This window comes from Leptothoe sp. PORK10 BA2 (assembly GCF_034932105.1).
Classification (GTDB): domain Bacteria; phylum Cyanobacteriota; class Cyanobacteriia; order Phormidesmidales; family Phormidesmidaceae; genus Leptothoe.
On record NZ_JAYGIG010000114.1, the window covers coordinates 146844 to 167691 of the forward strand.

Consider the following 20848-nt stretch of genomic DNA (forward strand, 5'->3'; position numbering starts at 1 on the left):
CAGAACTAAATATGTATAGATTGATACTCCCAGCATGACGATGGGAAATCCTTGATGAGTGACGCATTACCCATGAACAATCATGATGGCCGGTTTGATGTGACAGTGATTCCACTGTGTCTACTTTTTAAAAGTAAATCAAAATTAGCTATTGTTCACTGAACCTGCAAAATTGTTTGAAACTTCCTTTAAGAAATCTTAAGGATAGATATTGTCGAGGGTTCTGGTTCCATTAGTCAAGAACCGTTAAGTACTTCCAAAGATTAGCTTTAGAAAGCTGTTGGGCGATGGGGTTCATTTCATTGCCCTGCCCTGCTGGGTAAATTTTCATTTTTTTGAGGTGAAGCTTTCTGCAGCTTAGGTTAGGGTCTTTTAGGTTTGTGCGTTTACTGCCATGGGTTGGCTCCCCTTATTGTCTTTGGGTAGGTAGTACTCTGGGGATGCAAAGTCTTACTGCTGTTAGTCTGTCGCATCCAATTCGCTGCATCGTCTATGTCTAAGCAAGGTCCTTGGTCGTTTCATTGGTCGCTTCACTTGAAATCATCCCTGAAATACTTTGTTTTGATGCTGTGGGTCTGTGGTTTTGTGCTTGGGGCTGCCCAGGTCGATCCGCAACCGGCGCTATCAACGGTGATTGCGTCATCCATTGGTCGATTGGTCATCGCCCAGGCTGCGGAGCCTACCGCCAGCGGTGAACAACTGCGGATTAACGGTCGACTGGTTAATGGTGCTTGGCAGCAGCGGCGTGAGCTGATTGGAATTGCTGATGGTGCGATCGCAACCCATCTGGGTGTGGATCTAGGCAGTACCCTGAGCCCCACCCAGCAACCCGTCACTTGGTTTATCCCCCCCAATCAACCCAGCCTTCCCTTACCCACCTGGCACCATCAAAATAATCGCTATCTAGATATTGCCCCCCTGGTTCGTCAGCATGGCTGGCAGGTCACCCCCCAGGGCTCAGTGCTAGATCTGAAACTTCCCCCCAGTCAGATTATGGCCATCCGTCAGGGCCGCCAAACCTGGGGCGATCGGCTGGTGTTAGATTTGAGCCAGGCCGCCGGGTGGCAGGTGAGCCCGGCCGCCAATAGCATTACGGTGACCGTGGATGCTGCCATGGAGGAATCCGCGATCAAGCGCTTCCAGCTGGTGCCTAACCGCACCTTAAAAAGCCTCAACATTAGCTCCAACGCCCAGCGCACCACCCTGACCCTGACGGTTGCCGAGCATCTGCAATCCCACATTTGGAGCTTAGCCCAACCCAATCGTCTAGTGATTGATATTCGCCCCGATGCCCTTCAACCCAAAGAGATCCTCTGGGCTGAAGGGATGCAATTTCAGCAGCGTTATATATCCCTCAACGGCCAGCGGTTTCCCGTCCACACCCTGACCCTAGAACCGACTCGTTCCGACGTTGCGCTGCTACCCCTGATGGCGTTTCCCAACCAGGCCAGTGGCATTAAACCCCCAGGAGACCTGGTCCAACAGTGGCGGACCGCAGCTTTCATCAACGGAGGCTTTTTTAACCGCAACAATCAGTTGCCCTTAGGAGCCGTACGCTATAACAATCGCTGGATTTCTGGACCCATCCTAGACCGTGGGGCCGTGGGTTGGGACGACCAGGGCAACGTTATGATGGACCGTCTTGCCCTGCGCGCCACCGTCACCGCCAACCAGCAGACCTTTCCCATTGACACCCTCAACAGTGGCTATGTGAAAGCCGGCATCGCCCGCTACACAGATAGCTGGGGTGCCCAATACACCACTCTCGTCAACAATGAAACTGTCGTCACCGTTCAAAATAATCAAGTGAGCCACCAGCGTTCCCTGGGCACTGCTGGTCAAGATACAATTCCGATCCCGACAGGAGGCTACCTACTGGTGCTCAGGTCCTTTAACTCTGCGGCCTCCGCGTTTTCCCCAGGCACGGCCATCGGGCTTAACCAGCAGACCCAGCCCTCTAGTTTCGAGCAGTTTCCCCATGTTATGGGGGCTGGTCCGTTGCTCTTAAGCCAAGGAAAAATCGTCCTAGACTCTCAGCGGGAAGGCTTTAACCGCAGCTTTGTCGAAGGTCAAGCCCCCAGGAGTGTTTTTGGCCTGACCCCGAGCGGCCAAATTAAGCTCACGACCATTCAAAATCGCGTCGGAGGCAGCGGTCCCACCCTGGCAGAAACCGCCCAGATATTACAAAAACTTGACTGTACCGAAGCCCTGAACTTAGATGGGGGCAGCTCATCTAGCCTTTACCTAGGAGGGCAACTGATCAATCGCCATCCGAGCACCGCTGCACGCATTAACAATGGCCTAGGCATTTTCTTAACCCATACCGCCTCAACGCATCCGTAACGTCATGGGTTATTGAAGCAACCTTTAAGGTATTTCCCGTAAATTAAAGACTCCGTTTAGTTAAGTCTTTAAGTGACCCTACTCGTGACGCCTATCCAAAATCCACTGTTATGATTGGACCGGGCTTAAATTATTCCATTGCCAAAGTTGCAGGCATGGGCTCTAGGAACTGGTTTTCACCCTAAAGGGTCTACGAATGTGCCTGCAAATATCCCTGTGGATACTCTTACTTACGGTAATCAAACCGCTATTCAAACTTTAGGCTGGCAAACCGTCACCATAGGCCATCGGGCCTGCTGCGATGGGGCATAGGTTAGCACTTCTGGATCTTGGCATTGCCCACAGAGCCCACCTTGACTCAACCTTATACGTCAGTCATATCCGTACTTTTCCCAACAGGAACTATCACCATGGTCCAAACTCACGATCGTCCTAAAGCTGCTCCCCAAGACAGCAAAGACAGCATCAGTACTATCACCAATAACTCCCCTATGAGTGACACCCGTCCTTGGGGATCCTTCACCGTTCTCGAAGAAGGTAAGGGCTATAAAATCAAGCGTATTGAGGTTAAGCCAGGGCACCGATTAAGCCTCCAGATGCACCATCACCGTAGTGAGCATTGGATTGTCGTGTCCGGCACCGCCAAAGTTTTTTGTGGCGAACAGGAGATCCTCCTCTGTACTAACCAGTCTACCTATGTGCCCGCCTGCACGGCTCACCGTCTCGAAAATTCTGGCGTCATTCCCCTGGTGCTGATTGAAGTACAAAATGGCGAATACCTAGGGGAAGATGACATCATTCGCTTCCAGGATGACTATGCCCGTACAGACGCTAAGAAATAGTAGTTCCCATTTAGTTCTCGTTGACTATTTTTATTCAATGGCTTGAGGACTGAATGATTAGGAGTTAGGTATTATACGTCTCTGCCCTAAGCCTGACCAAAATATCCAATACCTATCAATAGCCTAGGCGGACAAAACCTTGTCCGCCTAGGCTATTGCTTTTGGCCCAGGTTGGCCCGGACCAAACCATGGGTGTCGGAGCCAATTTCAAATTCATTGACAATGAGCCCCTGAAATCGATAGGATGGGGACTTGTGAAAACTTCGAATCAATAGGCATTTGCCTTTCTTAGTATGCCAACCATTCAACAGCTCATTCGGAGTGAGCGTAGTAACGCTCAAAAGAAGACGAAATCCCCAGCGCTGAAGAGTTGCCCTCAGCGTCGTGGAGTTTGTACCCGGGTCTATACCACAACGCCTAAGAAACCCAACTCAGCGTTGCGTAAGGTAGCTAGGGTTCGACTAACGTCTGGTTTTGAGGTGACTGCCTACATTCCAGGCATTGGCCATAATTTACAAGAACATTCCGTCGTCATGATTCGTGGCGGACGGGTTAAGGACCTCCCCGGTGTTCGTTACCACATTATCCGTGGCACCCTTGATACCGCTGGGGTGAAAGATCGCCGTCAAGGTCGTTCAAAGTACGGCGCTAAGCGCCCTAAAGAGTAACGGTTCTGCGGCAGCGCACTACGGGAGGTGGGCGGGTGTGTCCCTTACTTTCGTGTAGTTGCAGTGCGTTTGCTAGTGTATGCGCCACAAAACTCTCTAGCTACCCATTGTCGACGTTAGTCGACTCTTAGCACTCAACTCATACCTCTTATCCAAGGATTACTATGTCTCGCCGTTCGAGCGCTCAAAAGCGCGTTGTTCCACCTGATTCTGTATACAGCAGCCGATTGGTTAGCATGATGGTTCGACGCATCATGGTCAGTGGTAAAAAATCCCTTGCACTCCGCATTGTGTATGGAGCCTTTACGCTTATTGCAGAACGCACTGGTAATGAGCCTTTAGACGTATTTGAACAAGCCGTTCGCAATACTACGCCTTTGGTGGAAGTGAAGGCCCGTCGTGTGGGTGGAGCTACGTACCAAGTTCCTATGGAAGTTCGTACCGATAGAGGTACCGCCCTATCTCTACGCTGGATTTCTCAGTTTGCTCGTCAGCGGGCTGGTAAAAGTATGGCGATTAAACTGGCCAATGAGCTGATGGACGCTGCTAACGAGACAGGCGGTGCGGTGCGTAAGCGGGAAGAAACCCATCGGATGGCAGAAGCTAATAAGGCGTTTGCCCACTATCGTTACTAAACGACTTACGCCTGGTGAGTAAGTCATTGGAAACTACAGTCATGACAAGGACCACCCCATTAGACAAGGTTAGAAACATTGGGATTGCCGCTCACATTGATGCGGGTAAAACCACAACAACTGAGCGCATCCTTTTTTATTCTGGCGTTGTCCATAAAATTGGTGAGGTGCATGATGGCAATGCGGTCACCGACTGGATGGAGCAGGAGCAAGAGCGGGGTATTACCATTACCGCGGCTGCTATTAGCACCAGCTGGCAAGATCACCAAATCAATATTATTGATACCCCTGGCCACGTTGACTTCACCATCGAGGTTGAGCGCTCAATGCGCGTTCTCGATGGGGTGATAGCTGTTTTTTGCTCCGTGGGTGGTGTACAACCCCAGTCAGAAACTGTTTGGAGACAGGCCGATCGGTATAACGTTCCACGTATTGCCTTTGTCAATAAGATGGATCGCACCGGGGCCAATTTCTTCCGAGTTTACGACCAGGTGCGCGATCGGCTCAAGGCTAAGGCCGTTGCCATTCAGATTCCCATCGGCGCTGAGGATAAGTTCCAGGGGGTGGTTGACCTAGTCCGCATGCGGGCCTATCTCTATGCCAACGATTTGGGGACAGATATTAACGAGGTTGATATTCCGGCTCATTTGCAAGACCAAGCAACTGAGTATCGCACCCTTCTGATTGAGGCCGTTGCTGAAACCAATGACGCCCTCATGGAAAAATATCTTGAAGGTGAAGAGTTCACGACCCAAGAAATTATGGATTCGTTACGCCAAGGCGTCACGAATGGCGGTTTGGTGCCCATGCTCTGCGGTTCTGCCTTTAAGAATAAAGGTGTGCAACTGCTTCTAGATGCAGTGGTGGACTATTTGCCGTCCCCCCTAGAGGTGCCAGCTATCCAAGGGGTTTTGCCCAATGGAGAAACAGGTGAGCGACCACCGAAGGACGATGGCCCATTGGCCGCTCTGGCATTCAAGATTATGTCAGACCCTTATGGTCGGCTAACATTTATCCGGATGTACTCAGGGGTGTTAGTCAAGGGTAGTTATGTTTACAACGCCACCAAGGACAAAAAAGAGCGAATTTCCCGCTTAATTGTGCTTAAAGCGGACGAGCGGATTGAAGTGGACGAGCTGCGGGCGGGAGATTTAGGCGCTGTCTTGGGCCTGAAGGACACAACCACAGGGGACACTATCTGTACGACTGACAGTCCGATTGTCCTAGAATCCTTATTTGTGCCAGAACCTGTCATATCCGTTGCTGTGGAGCCAAAAACCAAGCAGGATATGGACAAGCTGGCAAAAGCTTTGCAATCTTTGTCTGAAGAGGACCCAACGTTTCGGGTATCCACAAATCCTGAAACAAATCAGACGGTGATTGCAGGAATGGGGGAGCTTCACCTAGACATTCTCGTGGATCGTATGAAACGGGAATTTAAAGTGGAAGCAAACATTGGCGCACCCCAGGTCGCCTATCGCGAAACCATTCGCCAGGCGGTTACCACTGAAGGTAAGTTTGTGCGCCAAAGTGGAGGTAAGGGCCAGTTTGGCCATGTTGTGATTGAGGTTCAACCAGGGGAAGAAGGCTCGGGTTTCGAATTTAATTCGAAAATTGCTGGTGGTACGGTGCCCAAAGAATACATTGGGCCCGCTGAAGCTGGCATGAAAGAAAAGTGCGAATCTGGTATCCTAGCTGGGTATCCCGTGATCGACATTAAAGTCACACTGGTGGATGGTTCTTACCACGATGTTGACTCGTCTGAAATGGCCTTTAAGATCGCTGGATCAATGGCTATTCAAGATGCAGTCACAAAGGCTTCTCCGGTATTACTGGAGCCTATGATGAAAATCGAGGTTGAAGCTCCTGAGGAGTTTCTCGGTGACATCATAGGGGACCTTAACTCTCGTCGAGGCCAGATTGAGGGTATGGGGTCTGAGGATGGGCTGGCCAAGGTAAGTGCAAGCGTACCTCTGGCTGAAATGTTTGGCTATGCCACAGATATCCGTTCAAAGACCCAGGGTCGAGGCATATTCTCTATGGAGTTTAGTCACTACGCGGAGGTTCCGCGCAATGTGGCTGAAGCGATTATCGCTAGAAACAAAGGGAACGCATAATTAATTTAGGGACAGAGTAAATAAATGGCACGCGCAAAGTTTGAAAGAAGTAAACCCCACGTTAACATCGGCACCATTGGCCACGTTGACCACGGTAAGACCACTCTGACAGCCGCTATCACTATGACGTTGGCAGCGTCTGGTGGTGCTAAGGCTCGTAGATACGAGGATATTGATGCGGCTCCTGAGGAGAAGGCTCGAGGGATCACGATTAATACGGCCCACGTAGAGTATGAAACTGAAACTCGTCACTACGCCCACGTAGACTGCCCTGGACACGCAGACTATGTGAAGAACATGATTACGGGTGCTGCCCAGATGGACGGAGCGATCCTAGTTTGCTCTGCAGCTGATGGCCCTATGCCCCAGACCCGTGAGCATATTCTTCTAGCCAAGCAGGTTGGTGTACCTCATATCGTTGTCTTCCTCAATAAGGAGGATATGGTGGATGATGAGGAACTACTTGAGTTGGTTGAGTTAGAAGTGCGTGAACTTCTAAGCTCCTATGATTTTCCCGGTGATGATATTCCTATTGTTCCAGGTTCTGCTCTGAAGGCAGTTGAAGCTCTTCAGACCAAGACTGATATTGCCCGTGGGGAAGACGAGTGGGTTGATAAAATCCATGCTCTAATGGATGAGGTTGATTCCTATATTCCCACCCCTGAGCGTGATATTGATAAGCCTTTCTTGATGGCCGTTGAGGACGTGTTCTCGATTACGGGTCGTGGAACAGTGGCCACTGGCCGAATTGAGCGTGGTAAAGTCACTGTCGGTGAAACCATCTCGATTATTGGTATCCGCGACACCGTTGAAAGTACGGTTACCGGTGTTGAGATGTTCCAGAAGACTCTTGATCAAGGTATGGCCGGTGATAACGTCGGTGTACTGCTTCGGGGTATTCAGAAGGAAGATATCCTACGGGGTATGGTTCTAGCCAAGCCTAAGAGCATTACTCCCCACACTAAGTTTGAGGCAGAAGTCTACGTCCTCAACAAAGAGGAAGGTGGCCGTCATACTCCCTTCTTCCCGGGTTATAAGCCTCAGTTCTACGTACGTACCACTGATGTAACGGGTTCCATTGCTAGCTTCACCGCTGACGATGGCAGTAATGCTGAAATGGTTATGCCCGGCGACCGCATCAAAATGAATGTGGAATTGATCAACCCTGTGGCGGTTGAAGAAGGTATGCGCTTTGCTATCCGTGAGGGTGGACGCACTGTCGGTGCTGGCGTAGTTTCTAAAATTACTGAGTAATCATTACTGAGTAATTTGTTTTAGTCCAATACGAAGAAGACCTGCTTGGTCGGTGTCTTCTTCGTTCCCTTGGTCTTCGGACCTGTGAACCTTGATAATTGAAGGAACCTTGAGTCGTAATGGCTACTATTCAGCAGCAAAAGATTCGTATTCGCTTGAAGGCATTTGACCGCCGTCTCCTGGACACTTCCTGCGAAAAAATTGTGGATACGGCAAATCGAACTAACGCTACCGCCATTGGCCCTATCCCTTTACCGACTAAGCGCAAAATTTACTGTGTGCTCCGTTCTCCCCACGTAAATAAAGACTCTCGTGAGCATTTTGAAACCCGTACCCACCGACGGATTATCGATATCTATCAACCGACATCTAAAACTATTGATGCGCTGATGAAGTTAGATTTGCCAGCTGGTGTAGATATTGAAGTCAAACTTTAGGCATATCGTCTCAGGTTGATTCAGCCTCAGGTACTGATTGGCCTGAGTTTCAAAATGATCATTAGGAATAGGATCCGATCTATCTAAAAATAATAGGTTGATTCATTTTAGGAAAGCTTGGCAGCCTGGGTGACCGTTTTAAGGTCCTCAGGCTTTTACTATGGATAGGCTTTATGGATGATGGCTGTTTGAACTTGGTGGATGGGTTAGAATAATCTTGCGGCATCCGTAGAACGCCTGTTGGCAATTGTCTTTGCAGGATGTACGCTCCCAAAGTATCTCCTACCCAACCTAATGGATTCTGCTTCATCAGTCGCCGTCCGAGAGCTTCCCCTATTTCCCTTACCTGAGTTAGTGCTTTTTCCTGGTAGGCATTTACCGCTTCATATATTTGAGTTTCGCTATCGCATCATGATGAATACGATCCTGCAGTCGGATCGACGGTTTGGTGTGCTGATGATTGATCCTGAGAGTGGTGAGATTTCAAAGGTTGGTTGCTGTGCTGAAATTGTTCATTTTCAGCGGTTGCCAGATGATCGGATGAAGATCTTAACCATGGGGCAGCAGCGATTTAGGGTCTTAGATTATGTTCGAGAAAAGCCCTATAGGGTGGGTTTGGTCGAGTGGGTTGAGGATGAGGCGGCTGAGCAGGATTTGGTGCCCTTGGCCTCTGAAGTAGACCAGCTTTTGCGGGATGTTGTGCATCTATCTTCTAAGTTGACCAGCCAAGACATTGAATTTCCTGAGAGCGTTCCGGAACTACCGTTAGAGCTTTCCTATTGGATAGCGAGTACGTTGCATGGTGTGTCACGAGAACAGCAACAGCTTTTGGAAATGCAAAATACGGCTCAGCGGTTGGAACGGGAGGCTGATATTTTGACATCTACCCGCAATCATTTAGCCGCCCGTACTGCGCTCAAGGATGTTCTACCTGAATAGATTTGTGCTGGGCGTTGCTATGCCATTGGTCTACGAAATCAGAGTTTCAATTTGCTCGTAGCTGCCAAAAATTTTTAAGTTGAGGGTGCAATTTTTGAGCAGTTGTAAAGTGGCTTGGGTATTCGGGTCATCTAAACTGGCTTCAATATCGATAAAAAATCGATAGTCTCCCAATGCAAGCTTGGTGGGGCGCGATTCAATCCGACTCATGTTGATGCCTTGGGTGGCAAATAGCTGTAAAGGCTTGAGTAAGGCCCCAGGCGTATTGTCGGGTAGTCTGAAGGCGAGGGATGTGTGACTTCCCTGTTGTGTGTGGGATTGTCCCAAGACCCAAAACCGGGTGGCATTATCGGGGTTGTCATTGATGGGGTCCGCTAGGGTTGGTATGTTGTAAAGCTTGGCCGCCCATAGTGGAGAAATCGCTGCTAGGGTCTCGTCATTGGATAGCTGTGGTAGGGCTTCGGTGGTAGAGTTTGTGGCTATCTGGATAGCGTTTGGTAGGTTGGCTGCTAGCCATTTCTGGCATTGGCTGAGGGCTTGGGGATGGGAATATACCGTCTTGATCGTTTTTAGATTGGTGGATTGGGTCAAAAGGGCGTGGTGGATGGGGATGACTAAATTATTTTGAATTTTTAAGGTGTCTGATTCCCACAGCATGTCTAGGGTGTCACTCACGCTGCCACCAATGGAATTTTCGATGGGCACTACGGCGGCATCTGCTTCACCGCTAGCAGCGGCTTGAATCGCTTTAGGAATGGTTTGGTATGACTTTAGAGTAGATGCTATGCCATGGTGTTTTTTGAGCCAATGGGCATAGTTAGTGGCGGCCAGCTCAGAATAACTGCCTGTAGGGCCTAGGTGAGCGATAGAAGTCATCTAGAAATATGTAGAGGCCACCAGTGGCCGCTGAAATAAAGGTGTTAGAGTTAGCATAATGGCTTTTGGATAACCCATCATTTGAGTTTCGGATGATAACAAGGCTGAGCCGCAATGCCGTTTAGAGCATGGGTATTTTGTATGTGGTGCGGGGTGAAATTTGGCTGAATGGTTCATTTACATGCTTCACAGTCTGTAGAAATTGCCATATTCCCTGCTCCTGTGCCTATCCATCAGTATTTGAGTGATACTGAGCGGTTAGTGTATGCTCTTGCGGATCCTAGCCAAATCAAAGTTTTAGGACGCCATCAGTTTCAATTTAGTATGCGTCCCATTAAGTTTTTAATGTTGACTCTAGAGCCGATCGCTGATGTGCAGATTTATCCGAATGAATGTGATGAAATCATCATTTATTCGGATTCTTGCCGTTTGCGACATCAGGCTGCCCTTAATCGTCGATTCTCATTTAAGTTGCGGGGGATACTGGCTGCCCGTTCTGATAATTCTGGGGTTTCGGGCAATGCTGAGCTAGATATCATCATTGATTTGCCGACGGCATTTAGGTTTACTCCTAAGTCACTCCTAGAGTCGACGGGTAATGCTATTTTAAATGGGATTTTGATGGCTATTAAGCAACGTCTACAGCGCCGACTTATCCATGAATATCGTGGATGGACTAGCGGAGTGTTGACATCGTTTAAATGAACGACGGTGGTATCTTGTGGGTCCTAGGGTTTGGAGTCCTGCTAAATGCTTGGGACTGCCGTAGCCTTTGTTGGATTCAAGGTCATATCCTGGATAGCGGCGGGCTAATCGGATCATGAGGGTATCGCGCCAGACCTTGGCTAGGATACTGGCGGCTGCGATCGCAATCACCGATTGATCACCCTTCACCACAGTCTGCTGCTCAATACCTAGTTCAGGAATAGGTTGGTTGCCATCCACCAAGCACTGGGTGGGCTGAGGCGATAAGCGAAACACCGCCTGCCCCATGGCCTTTAACGAAGCCTGCAAGATATTTATCCGGTCAATTTGCCGCACTGAAACCCAACCAATCCGAGCATCAATCGATGCCGACTCAATCACCGGCACCAATTGCTGACGTTTTTTATGGGTGAGGGCCTTACTATCGGCCACCCCCTGCTGCTGTAGCCACAACTCCACATCGGGTTGTAGGATTACGGCTGCAGCCACCACAGGACCAAATAAGGCCCCCCTTCCAACTTCGTCTACACCCGCCCTGATGACCTTAATAGGGCCCCTTCCAACCTCATCTATCCCTGCCTTGATGAGCATAGTAGGGTGGGGTTCCCTTCCAACCTCGTCTACACCCGCCTTGCTGAGCATAATAGGGCCTCTTCCAACCTTATCTACCGCCCTGGCCATGGGGTTAGTCCGCTGTTGCTGATGAGCGGCGACGACGGCGACGACGAGCCGCTGTTGTCGATTCCTCTTGGTCTGAATCTGTCTGCTCAGCCTCCTGTTGGGAGGCGTCAGTCTCCTCGACAAAAGAAGCGCTAGACTCCTCTGATGTATTCTCCTCCACGGGCTCCATTGTTTCCATGGGCTCTCCCACGTCAAAGAGGTCTTCCCCAGCCTCGTCTAAGTCCTGATTGTCCTCAAAATCATCGGCTTCAGTCAAACTAGTTAAGGCCAGTTCAGGGACTTCTCCGGGGTTAATCACAGACACCAAGACATTTTTAGTATCTTTGATATCTTCCTGACTCAGGATTAATGGAGACACACCCATTTCCGCATAGATCCTCTGTTCATCAGGTGTGAGCGTTACCGTAACTACCTGGGGTGGAGTTTCTGGTTTACGACCACGACCACGGGTCCGCTTGCCACGGGTAGGGACGGACTCCATAGTCCCCTGCTCATCCCGTGAGCTTTCAGCGGTCAAAACAGGGGCAGAACCAATAATTGGGGTAAGACTGCTGCCATTGTTTGCCAGCTTAGGTGGAGCGGCTATTGGACGACCTCCACGGGGGCTCGGAACTTCATTCCCACGACGGCGGCGGCGACGATTACGGCCGTTACCCTTGTCCTGATAGTCAGGATGATTAACCAAGTCTAGAGACTTGAGGCTTTGATCCGGTTCCAAGCTTTCGGATGAGCGCTCGGGTAAGCGATCTTGGCGAGCCACCCGAGCACTGGGCAGAGACACGACGCGATTGGTTACTGCCGAATTCTGTATCTCGACTGGAGCTTCTCCAGGCAGCTGTACAAGATGCCCCAAGCCACCACAGGTATGACAAGGACGGCCAAATAGCTCATAGATATTCTGACCCTGACGCTTCCGCGTTAACTCTACTAGACCTAACTCAGATAGCTGGGAAATCTGAGGGCGAGACTTGTCAGACTGTAACGCTTTACCAAAGTGTTCTAGCACTTGCATCTGGTCGCGCCGAGACTCCATGTCGATAAAGTCGATCACAATCACACCCGCCACATTGCGCAAACGCAGCTGTCGGGCAATCTCTACGGCCGCCTCGCAGTTAGTCCAGAGCACGGTTTCCCGAGCGGTGGCTGAGCGAGTAAAGGAGCCAGAGTTAACATCAACCACCGTGAGGGCCTCGGTGGGCTCAATGATGATGTATCCCCCTGAGGGCAAATCAACCCTTGGTTTTAAAGCCTCGCGAATGGCTGCATTGACTCGAAAATATTCCAGAATGGAAGGAGACTCGGTGCGGTGGTGGTCCACCAATACGCCCACCGGTAAACGTCCATCACTCCAGCTGGATAAATGCTGTTTAACCCGCTGCATGCCAAGATCCGAGTCGGTTACAATGCGATTCACATCAGCATTGTAAACATCTCGTAATACTCGCTGAATGAAGTCATCGTCGCGGTTGAGTAAGGCGGGCGGGCGGGTGGCCATGGCTTCTTGTTGAACCATGTCCCAGCGTTTTTGCAAGGTTTCCAAATCTTCAATGATGGCCTCTTCAGACACCCCTTCAGCTTCGGTCCGCACCAGCAACCCCATGCCTGGTGGCTTAGTCAAAATACCTAAGGCACGCAGTCGATGCCGCTCAGCCTCATTCCGAATTCTGCGGGACAGATTTACGCCCCGCCCGTAGGGCATTAGAACCAGATATCGCCCTGGCAGGGTGATCTTTCCTGTCAGTCGGGGGCCCTTATTGCCCGTAGGCTCTTTCATAATCTGCACCAGCACTTTCTGCTTAGGTGCAACTAGCTCTGTAATGGGGCCTGGAGCGCGCTTCAGCTTCAGTGGTCCTAAATCGGACACGTGCATAAAACCGTTTCGTTCGCTGTCTCCAATGTTGATGAAGGCAGCGTCAATGCCCGAAAGTACGTTTTCAATGGTACCTACATAAATATCTCCCACTTGGTGGCTACCGGTGGCCACAATTAATTCTTGAATTTGATCTTCCGAAAAAACGGCGGCAGTGCGATGCTGCTCCGCAATAATGATCTGCTTGGGCATCCAATTTCCTCAAAAACCTATGCAGTCAACCCGAAGCCACCGAGGTTGACATACGTAAGCTCAACGATTAATCCTTAAAATCTGAGACAGCCGCCCTAACCTAACCCCTTTGGCACTTTTATTAAAAGTCAGCCGGGCTCTGTTGAGGCCATGGGCAGGCTACAGAGAAAAAACCACAGGAATCCAAATACTTCACTGCTTGGCAGCTGGAAGTGACGTTTAGATAAATCCGATTAAGAGTACTGGGGGCCTCAAGACAGACCGAAAGCGTCGCTATTAGATTGCAATCTTAAGTGCTCTGACAGAAGCGGAACTGATCAGTACTCGCCGTTGGTTGAGCTGCAGCTAACAAACTCTGTAGTTATTCTATGGCAGCTTCATTTGCAATGGATTATAGCTTGAGAGTGTACATATGACCAGGATTTAAAAATTTTTATTTCAGTTTTTTCGAAAAATAGGGCCATGTCACGACTTAAATGCAATAAATTACGGCCCTATTCAATGTGAATAGGGCCGTAATTCATGATTGAGTTTTCGTCATGTGCCCTGGTCCCATTCAGGGCGGGCCAATGGAGCAATGTGCTCGTTAGACAGCGACGGCTCGTTTCTTCGGAGCTGCCGTTGCTGGCAGTTTCTCAGGTGTTTCCTCGGCTTCAATGGGCTGCATGAGGAATATGATCAACGGATATCGTTTGGGCAACTCTCGTCGTACGCAGTGGCGGACCTCTTCTTCTAGGCGAGATTTCAGTCCATCCCATCGAACCGTTTTCTGATTGCCCGATGTATCGACGACTTCGCGCCACCGGCTGCGTAGCCCAGACGTCACCACCTGGTTGATTTTTGCATTCCAATCAGCTTCGGAGTGCTTCGTTACCACGCCACGTAAATGCACCATGGGGGGGGCCAATAATTTACCGTTACTATCTATGGTCGTGGACACCGTGATGATGCCGTCTTCTGCCAGTTGCTGACGCTCTTTGAGGACCGTTTGCCCAACGATGCCATTGCGGGATGAATCCACCAGCTCAATGCCCGAGGACACCTTGCCAGCAATCCGAATACCTTGCTCATGGTCAACGGCCACAATGTCGCCATTTTGAATGATCACCATATTTTCGGCTGGTATGCCCATACTTTGAGCCGTTGACCCATGTTTTACCAACATGCGGTGCTCTCCGTGGACGGGGAGAAAATACTTTGGACGGGTGAGGGCTAACATGAGCTTTTGGTCTTCCTGGGCTCCATGGCCAGATACGTGTAGTCCTCTACCTTTGCCATAGATCACATTGGCTCCCTGGGCCATGAGTCGATCTATGGTGTTGACCACAGCAATGGTATTGCCGGGAATTGGGTTGGCGGAGAAGATAATGGTATCCCCAGCACGGACCTTAATCTGACGATGGGAGCCATTGGATATGCGGGTGAGGGCTGCCATGGGCTCTCCCTGGGACCCAGTGGTCAAAATCATGGCCTTCTCATCGGGGCAGCTGTTGAGTGCATTTAAGGGTTTGAACACGTCGTCTGGACATTTGATGTATCCGAGACTGCGGGCATGGGCAATGACATTGAGCATGGAACGTCCAACTACAAATACCGAACGCTGATGCTTTTGAGCCAGTTCCAGCAGCATATTCACCCGATGTACGGACGATGCAAATGTCGTCACCATCAGACGGCCGGAGGCTTCACTAAATGCTCGATCTAAATTTGGGAAAACGGAACGCTCAGAAGGGGTATGGCCGGGCACCTCGGAATTGGTGGAGTCACTGACTAGACACAGTACTCCTTCTTCTCCGTAGGCAGCTAACCGGGCAAAGTCAAAATATTCGCCATCGACCGGGGTGTGATCAACTTTAAAGTCGCCGGTGAAAATAACCACCCCTGCTGGAGTGCGAATGGCTACGGTAAAACTGTCAGCCATGGAGTGGGTATTGCGGATATATTCGACCGCAAATGATTGCCCTAGTTTGACAACGTCACGGGGATTCACTGTCCTCAGCTCAGTGCGGTCAGATACGCCAGCTTCTGCCAGCTTGTCCGCTAGCAGTGCCATGGCTAGCCGAGGTCCGTGGATCACTGGAATGTCAAACTGCTTCAGGTGAAAGGCAATGCCACCGATATGATCTTCGTGGCCGTGGGTGACGATCATGCCTTTGATTTTGTGGCAATTTTCCCGCAGATAGGTGACATCTGGCAGCACGATATTGACCCCATGCATCTCTTCGGATGGGAATGCTAGACCGGCATCTACCAGGATGATTTCATCGTTGATTTCGAAGACACAGGTATTTTTGCCAATTTCATGTAGCCCGCCTAGGGGAATGATTTTGAGGGTACTTTTATCTAGGTTATTAGGGGATTTATTAGCTGATTTAACCGCTACTTTAGGGGTGGTGATCTGGGGTCTTTGGTTATTATTCTGGCTACTGGCTTGGTTGTCGCTATCAGCAGCAGTTCTGGTTCGTTGGCTGGTTCTGGTTCGTTGGCGCATAGGTTCCTTCATGAAAGGTCAAAAAAATTGGTTAAAAACGTTTAGAGATGGTTTCTGTCGGGCTGAAATTTGCTTAAGGGACGGGCATAAACCTCTGCAATAAACTAAAAAAATATGGGCTAGGAGGCTTGTAGGACCTTTAGTTGGCTGGTTATACAATGGCTGTTGGTAAGAGTTCTAGCGCCGCCATTATGTTTTTGAGTTCGTCCACTAGGGCGACAGGGGCCTCGCTTAGGGGTAGGCGGCACTTGCCGACGGACCACCCTTGAAGCTGCATTGCTGATTTGACCAATATGGGGTTGGTGGTGGCAAATAGGGCTTTGCAAAGGGGGAGAAGTTTCAGGTGGATGTCTCTGGCTTCAAACACCTGTCCTTTCTCATAAGCTTGAATCATTTGCTGTAGAGAGTCCCCGACCAGATGACTGGCGACGCTGACCACACCCACGGCTCCCACAGCAAGCATGGGCAGGGTTAATGAGTCATCGCCTGAGTAGACGGCAAACTCAGGTGGGGTTAAACGGCAGATTTCGCTGACTTGGTCTAAATTGCCACTGGCTTCCTTGACCGCGATGATATTTGGAATTTCTGCCAGCTTGGCCACTGTAGATGCTGCCAAGTTTTGTCCGGTGCGCCCTGGTACGTTGTAAAGCATCACGGGGAGGTCGGGAACAGCGGTTGCGATCGCACTAAAATGCTTCTCCAAACCATCCTGGGGTGGTTTGTTATAGTACGGCACCACCTGTAGGGTTCCGTCTAAACCCAGTTCAGCTGCCTTTTGGGTTGCTTCAATAGCTTCCCGAGTACTGTTCGAGCCCGTCCCAGCGACCACCTTACCATGTCCACTAATGGCGGCTTTAACTACCTGAAATAGCTCGTATTCCTCTGCCCAACTAAGGGTGGGCGATTCACCCGTAGTGCCACACACCACAATAGTATCCGTACCATGGTTGACCAAATGGGATGCCAAGCGGCCTACAGACTCATAATCGACGGCCCCCGTCTGATCAAAGGGGGTAATCATTGCTGTGAGCACTCGCCCAAAATATGTCACTTCCTATTCTATCCTCACTAAATCATACGTATGTCGAAAAACTTTGAAATTCCTATTTCCAAAGAATTACGCCATCCCCTACCGTTGGGCCTGACTTTCTGAACTGACATGTTCAATGGCCCTCAACTCACTAGCTACCCAATAATGCTCTTGCTCTGGCCATAGGCTCTAGGTCCACCAAAGCTCAAGGGATATTTTGAATTGGACCCCAAAAATGGGCCAAAATTAGACCAAGACCTTAGAACTTAAAGCTTTATTACTGACCAAGAGCTCAGCAATTTGGACCGCATTGAGTGCTGCCCCTTTCCGAATTTGATCGCCACTTAGCCAGAGTTCTAAGCCACAGTCGTGGGATAGATCACGCCGTATCCGGCCCACAAGTACATCATCTTGACCACTAGCCTCCATGGGCATCGGGAAATAATTGGCTTGCCAATCTTCGACCACCTTGATACCCGGTGCATTTGCCAACAACGCCAGGGCCTTGTCCACTGCAAACGGCTGCGAAAACTCAATATTGATCGCTTCTGAGTGCGCCCGTAAGACCGGTACGCGCACGCAAGTTGCACTGATGCGAAGATCAGAAACCCCAAAAATCTTACGGGTTTCATTCAACATCTTCATTTCCTCCTCACAATATCCCATCTCATTGAGCGGTGAATTGTGGGGAAACAAATTAAATGCCAATGGATAAGGAAAAGCCTCAGTCGTCGGTTTCTCACCTTGCAAAATGGCTTGAGCTTGTTGCTTAACCTCTTCCATGGCGCGCGCGCCAGCACCGCTGGCAGACTGATAGGTGGCAACCACAATCCGCTCTATGGGCTGATATTGATGCAGTGGCCAGAGAGCCACAGCCATCAATATGGTTGTGCAATTTGGGTTAGCAATAATCCCTTGATGATTTAATGCCGCCTGGGGATTAACCTCCGGTACCACCAGGGGTACGGCTGGATCCATGCGAAATGCACTGGAATTGTCAACCACTACAGCACCCGCTGCTGCTGCTTTAGGTGCCCATTCCTTGGAGACAGAACCGCCAGCTGACGCCAGTACTAAATCAATATCAGTGAAAGACACATCACCGATGGCTTTTACCGTAATGGGCTGCCCCTTAAACAGCAACTCCTTACCCGCAGAACGTGGAGAAGCTAAAAGAGTCAGCTCTTTAATGGGAAAGTTGCGTTCTTCCAAAAGCTCTAGAAGTTCGGTGCCAACGGCACCTGTAGCACCCATAATCGCTACACGATACGCTTCAGGCAAAAGATTTAACCTCCTATGTTCAAAATTTGCATTAATTAAAAATAAAATATCGAACCAAACACATCCAAATACTCTATCTAAGGTCGGTTGAAGTAACTATCCAAGGTCGGTACCCGCCACAAACCCAATGTCTATAGCTAAATCCACAAAAGCTAAATCCACAAAGACCCTCGAACCAACCCCAGGTCAAGCCGCAAACCAAATTATCCTCTAATCCAATTGCAGTACATAAAATGCTAATTAATTTCTAGAGAAAATTTTTACAGTACACCTTACGACTAAATCCTAAACCTTAAGATTGGTAACTACTTACCAGTAAGCTAGCGCCTATTACCTGTTCTAACACCTTTATAAGGAACCGCTACCCAAATGCACTTCGGTTAGTGGCCTATGAACATCAGCTTATAAGAATGACAAGCAGCCTAAGTTCCTTTGGTTGTCCCAACTTCTTCAGTTATACAAAATGCCAGGACATCACTGACGACCGTAACGCTCGATTGAAGGCAATCGACTTTCAAAATTAGTGTCGTTAGTATCGAAAGGTAAAGCCAAGTGGCAGAAATAGCTATTAGGAAAGGATTTCAACGCCTAAAATTCCTGAGGCTTTGCAAAGTATCCTAGTGCCTTCCTATTCCATAGTACTACACTCGCCAAGGCATGTCTCAGTAACCGGCATAGCTTCACCCCTAAACCATCTTTACTAAAGCAGACTGCCTGGAGGAAGGAGGAGCTTCTTGATCACACACTCAAGACTCTACGGTCGTAGATTGGAATAATCAGGTAATATAGCTAACTGCACTAGCAGCTAAATGTCTAAAGCATTAATCTTGTTAAGTGTCCTTTACATGCCCACGGTGCTTTTCTAAACAAAGGTGGTGCTGACTCTTGGCTCAAGACAGCACTTGACTGAAATTGCAAAGGGCTGTTCCTTGCGGATCAAAACTTTACACCAGTCGATTTGTGGTACAACCACTGCGCAACAATCAACTAGAACCGAAATCCCCAATGAAAGTTACCCAGGAAAAATTGCCCGATAGCCAGGTTGGCTTAGAAATAGAAGTTCCTGCAGAAATCTCTAAGCAGACCTATGAGCAAACCCTGCGCAAGTATATGAAGACGGCCAACATTCCTGGGTTTCGCAAAGGCAAGGTGCCGCGTCAAATCCTAGTGCAGCAGTTGGGGGCAACTAGGATCAAAGCCGCCGCCCTTGAAGAACTTGTACAGACATCTATTGACAAAGCTATTGCCCAAGAAAAAATCGATGCTTTGGGTAATTATCAATTACGTTCTGGGTTTGAAACCTTAATTGAGGAGTTTGAGCCAGGTAAGGCATTAACTATTTCGGCATCTGTAGATGTTCCACCCCAGGCACAGCTTAAGCAATACAAAAATCTATCGGTCAAAGTAGAAGAGGTTGTCTACGATGCTGAACGCATTCCTGAAACCCTAGCAGGGTATCAAGAAAATCTAGCCAGCTTAGTACCCATCGAAGATCGGGCAGCCCAGGAGGGCGATGTTGCCGTCGTCGACTTCGTTGGCAAAATTGCTGAGGACGGCAAAGAACCTGAGGCGTTTGAAGGGGGTAGTGCAACGGAATTTCAGGTTGAAATTAAAGAAGGGCGATTTATTCCAGGCTTTGTCGAGGGCATTGTTGGCATGGAGCTTGGCCAAACCAAAGACGTCGAAGTGGCGTTTCCAGACGACTATCCCCAACCCGATCTAGCGGGTAAACCAGCTATCTTTAGCATTACCCTTAATGATCTTAAGGAGCGTGAGCTGCCGGACTTAGATGATGATCTCGCCCAGGAAGTAAGCGAGTTTGAGACCCTAGATGAATTGAAGCAGTCCCTAGAGGAGCGCTTTCAGCAGGAAGCCAAGGATGCTACTCAGTCCAATACGGAGAGGGCCCTTTTAGATGAACTGGTTACCCATCTAGAGGTGGAAATTCCGAAGACCCTGTTGCAGCGCGAGGTCGACCATATTGTTACCCAGACAGTGATGCAGCTGTCTAATCAAGGTATTGACGTTAATAAATTTTTGACCAAAGAGCTGGTCGAGAATATGCGTAACAATGCAAAACCTGAAGCTACGGATCGGTTGCGACGCACCCTAGCTCTAGGGGAAGTGGCAAAACAGGAGTCCATTAGCGTTGATGATGAAGCTGTCGCAACGCGCATGAAAGAAATGATGGCTGAAGTTGAGAATCCTGCCAATATTGATCAAGATCGTTTGAAGCAGGTTGTCCACGAAGATCTGCTAAAGGAAACCATTCTGACCTGGTTGGCTGAACATGCAACGGTCGAGTTGGTACCTGAAGGTAGCCTCATCCAGGAAGATGAGACTGATACCATCGCAGCGGTTGCCGAGGAAGAATAGTCATTATTAATTGCCCTGATGTTAACCAATAGGTAGGCATCAGGGCAATTTAGTATCCTTGGTTTGTTTAGTTCAGCTAAATCCGATCAAATTCTTTGAAGGATAAAAGGT

Annotated in this window: 16 protein-coding genes; 10 read left to right on the top strand and 6 right to left on the bottom strand. The window is 49.3% G+C overall.

Annotation, left to right across the window (positions count from 1 at the left end):
* The first annotated feature begins 492 nt into the window (after positions 1 to 492).
* The 8 genes from VB741_RS15495 (at position 493) to VB741_RS15530 (ending at position 9235) form a co-directional block, all read left to right on the top strand.
* Positions 493 to 2343, top strand: coding sequence for a phosphodiester glycosidase family protein (locus VB741_RS15495; RefSeq protein ID WP_323366083.1), 1851 nt, complete (start codon positions 493 to 495; stop codon positions 2341 to 2343).
* A 410-nt stretch (positions 2344 to 2753) separates the two neighbouring features.
* Entirely contained in the window at positions 2754 to 3185 is a 432-nt protein-coding gene (locus tag VB741_RS15500) for a phosphomannose isomerase type II C-terminal cupin domain (RefSeq protein ID WP_326522192.1), read from the top strand.
* A 293-nt stretch (positions 3186 to 3478) separates the two neighbouring features.
* Complete coding sequence (gene rpsL / locus VB741_RS15505) at positions 3479 to 3853, top strand: 30S ribosomal protein S12 (protein ID WP_006515834.1); 375 nt, start codon at positions 3479 to 3481, stop codon at positions 3851 to 3853.
* Between the two features lie 164 nt (positions 3854 to 4017).
* Positions 4018 to 4488: a 30S ribosomal protein S7 gene (gene rpsG, locus VB741_RS15510; RefSeq protein ID WP_323366084.1), complete on the top strand. Its 471-nt coding sequence runs from the start codon at positions 4018 to 4020 to the stop codon at positions 4486 to 4488.
* A 41-nt stretch (positions 4489 to 4529) separates the two neighbouring features.
* Positions 4530 to 6605 carry an elongation factor G gene (fusA, locus tag VB741_RS15515; protein ID WP_323366085.1) on the top strand — a complete coding sequence of 692 codons (2076 nt, stop codon included), beginning with the start codon at positions 4530 to 4532 and terminating at the stop codon, positions 6603 to 6605.
* 24 nt (positions 6606 to 6629) lie between these two features.
* A complete protein-coding gene (gene tuf / locus VB741_RS15520) occupies positions 6630 to 7859 on the top strand; it encodes an elongation factor Tu (protein ID WP_323366086.1) in 1230 nt (409 codons plus the stop codon).
* 119 nt (positions 7860 to 7978) lie between these two features.
* Positions 7979 to 8296 (top strand): 30S ribosomal protein S10, encoded by a 318-nt coding sequence (rpsJ, locus tag VB741_RS15525; RefSeq protein ID WP_006515830.1) that lies wholly within the window; start codon positions 7979 to 7981, stop codon positions 8294 to 8296.
* 294 nt (positions 8297 to 8590) lie between these two features.
* Positions 8591 to 9235: an LON peptidase substrate-binding domain-containing protein gene (locus tag VB741_RS15530; RefSeq protein ID WP_323366087.1), complete on the top strand. Its 645-nt coding sequence runs from the start codon at positions 8591 to 8593 to the stop codon at positions 9233 to 9235.
* A gap of 30 nt (positions 9236 to 9265) precedes the next feature.
* Here the strand turns inward: VB741_RS15530 and pheA are convergent, their stop codons facing one another.
* The gene (pheA, locus tag VB741_RS15535; protein WP_323366088.1) at positions 9266 to 10111 is read right to left on the bottom strand and encodes a prephenate dehydratase; all 846 of its coding nucleotides are present in this window, start codon (positions 10109 to 10111) and stop codon (positions 9266 to 9268) included.
* Positions 10112 to 10279: 168 nt separating this feature from the next.
* Here pheA and VB741_RS15540 point away from each other — a divergent pair, with 168 nt between their 5' ends.
* Positions 10280 to 10816 (top strand): DUF1997 domain-containing protein, encoded by a 537-nt coding sequence (locus VB741_RS15540; protein ID WP_323366089.1) that lies wholly within the window; start codon positions 10280 to 10282, stop codon positions 10814 to 10816.
* On the opposite strand, the gene VB741_RS15545 is transcribed toward VB741_RS15540, so the two are convergent.
* The 5 genes from VB741_RS15545 to VB741_RS15565 form a co-directional block, all read right to left on the bottom strand.
* Entirely contained in the window at positions 10751 to 11305 is a 555-nt protein-coding gene (locus VB741_RS15545; RefSeq protein WP_323366090.1) for a ribonuclease HII, read from the bottom strand. The genes VB741_RS15540 and VB741_RS15545 overlap by 66 nt on opposite strands.
* Before the next feature lie 196 nt (positions 11306 to 11501).
* Complete coding sequence (locus VB741_RS15550) at positions 11502 to 13559, bottom strand: Rne/Rng family ribonuclease (RefSeq protein ID WP_323366091.1); 2058 nt, start codon at positions 13557 to 13559, stop codon at positions 11502 to 11504.
* 586 nt (positions 13560 to 14145) lie between these two features.
* Positions 14146 to 16050 carry a ribonuclease J gene (locus VB741_RS15555; protein WP_323366092.1) on the bottom strand — a complete coding sequence of 635 codons (1905 nt, stop codon included), beginning with the start codon at positions 16048 to 16050 and terminating at the stop codon, positions 14146 to 14148.
* 151 nt (positions 16051 to 16201) lie between these two features.
* A complete protein-coding gene (dapA, locus tag VB741_RS15560) occupies positions 16202 to 17101 on the bottom strand; it encodes a 4-hydroxy-tetrahydrodipicolinate synthase (protein ID WP_323366093.1) in 900 nt (299 codons plus the stop codon).
* Between the two features lie 225 nt (positions 17102 to 17326).
* Positions 17327 to 18361 carry an aspartate-semialdehyde dehydrogenase gene (locus VB741_RS15565; protein ID WP_323366094.1) on the bottom strand — a complete coding sequence of 345 codons (1035 nt, stop codon included), beginning with the start codon at positions 18359 to 18361 and terminating at the stop codon, positions 17327 to 17329.
* A 1005-nt stretch (positions 18362 to 19366) separates the two neighbouring features.
* On the opposite strand from VB741_RS15565, the gene tig reads away from it, so the two are divergent.
* Positions 19367 to 20737, top strand: coding sequence for a trigger factor (gene tig, locus VB741_RS15570; RefSeq protein ID WP_323366095.1), 1371 nt, complete (start codon positions 19367 to 19369; stop codon positions 20735 to 20737).
* Positions 20738 to 20848: the final 111 nt, after the last annotated feature.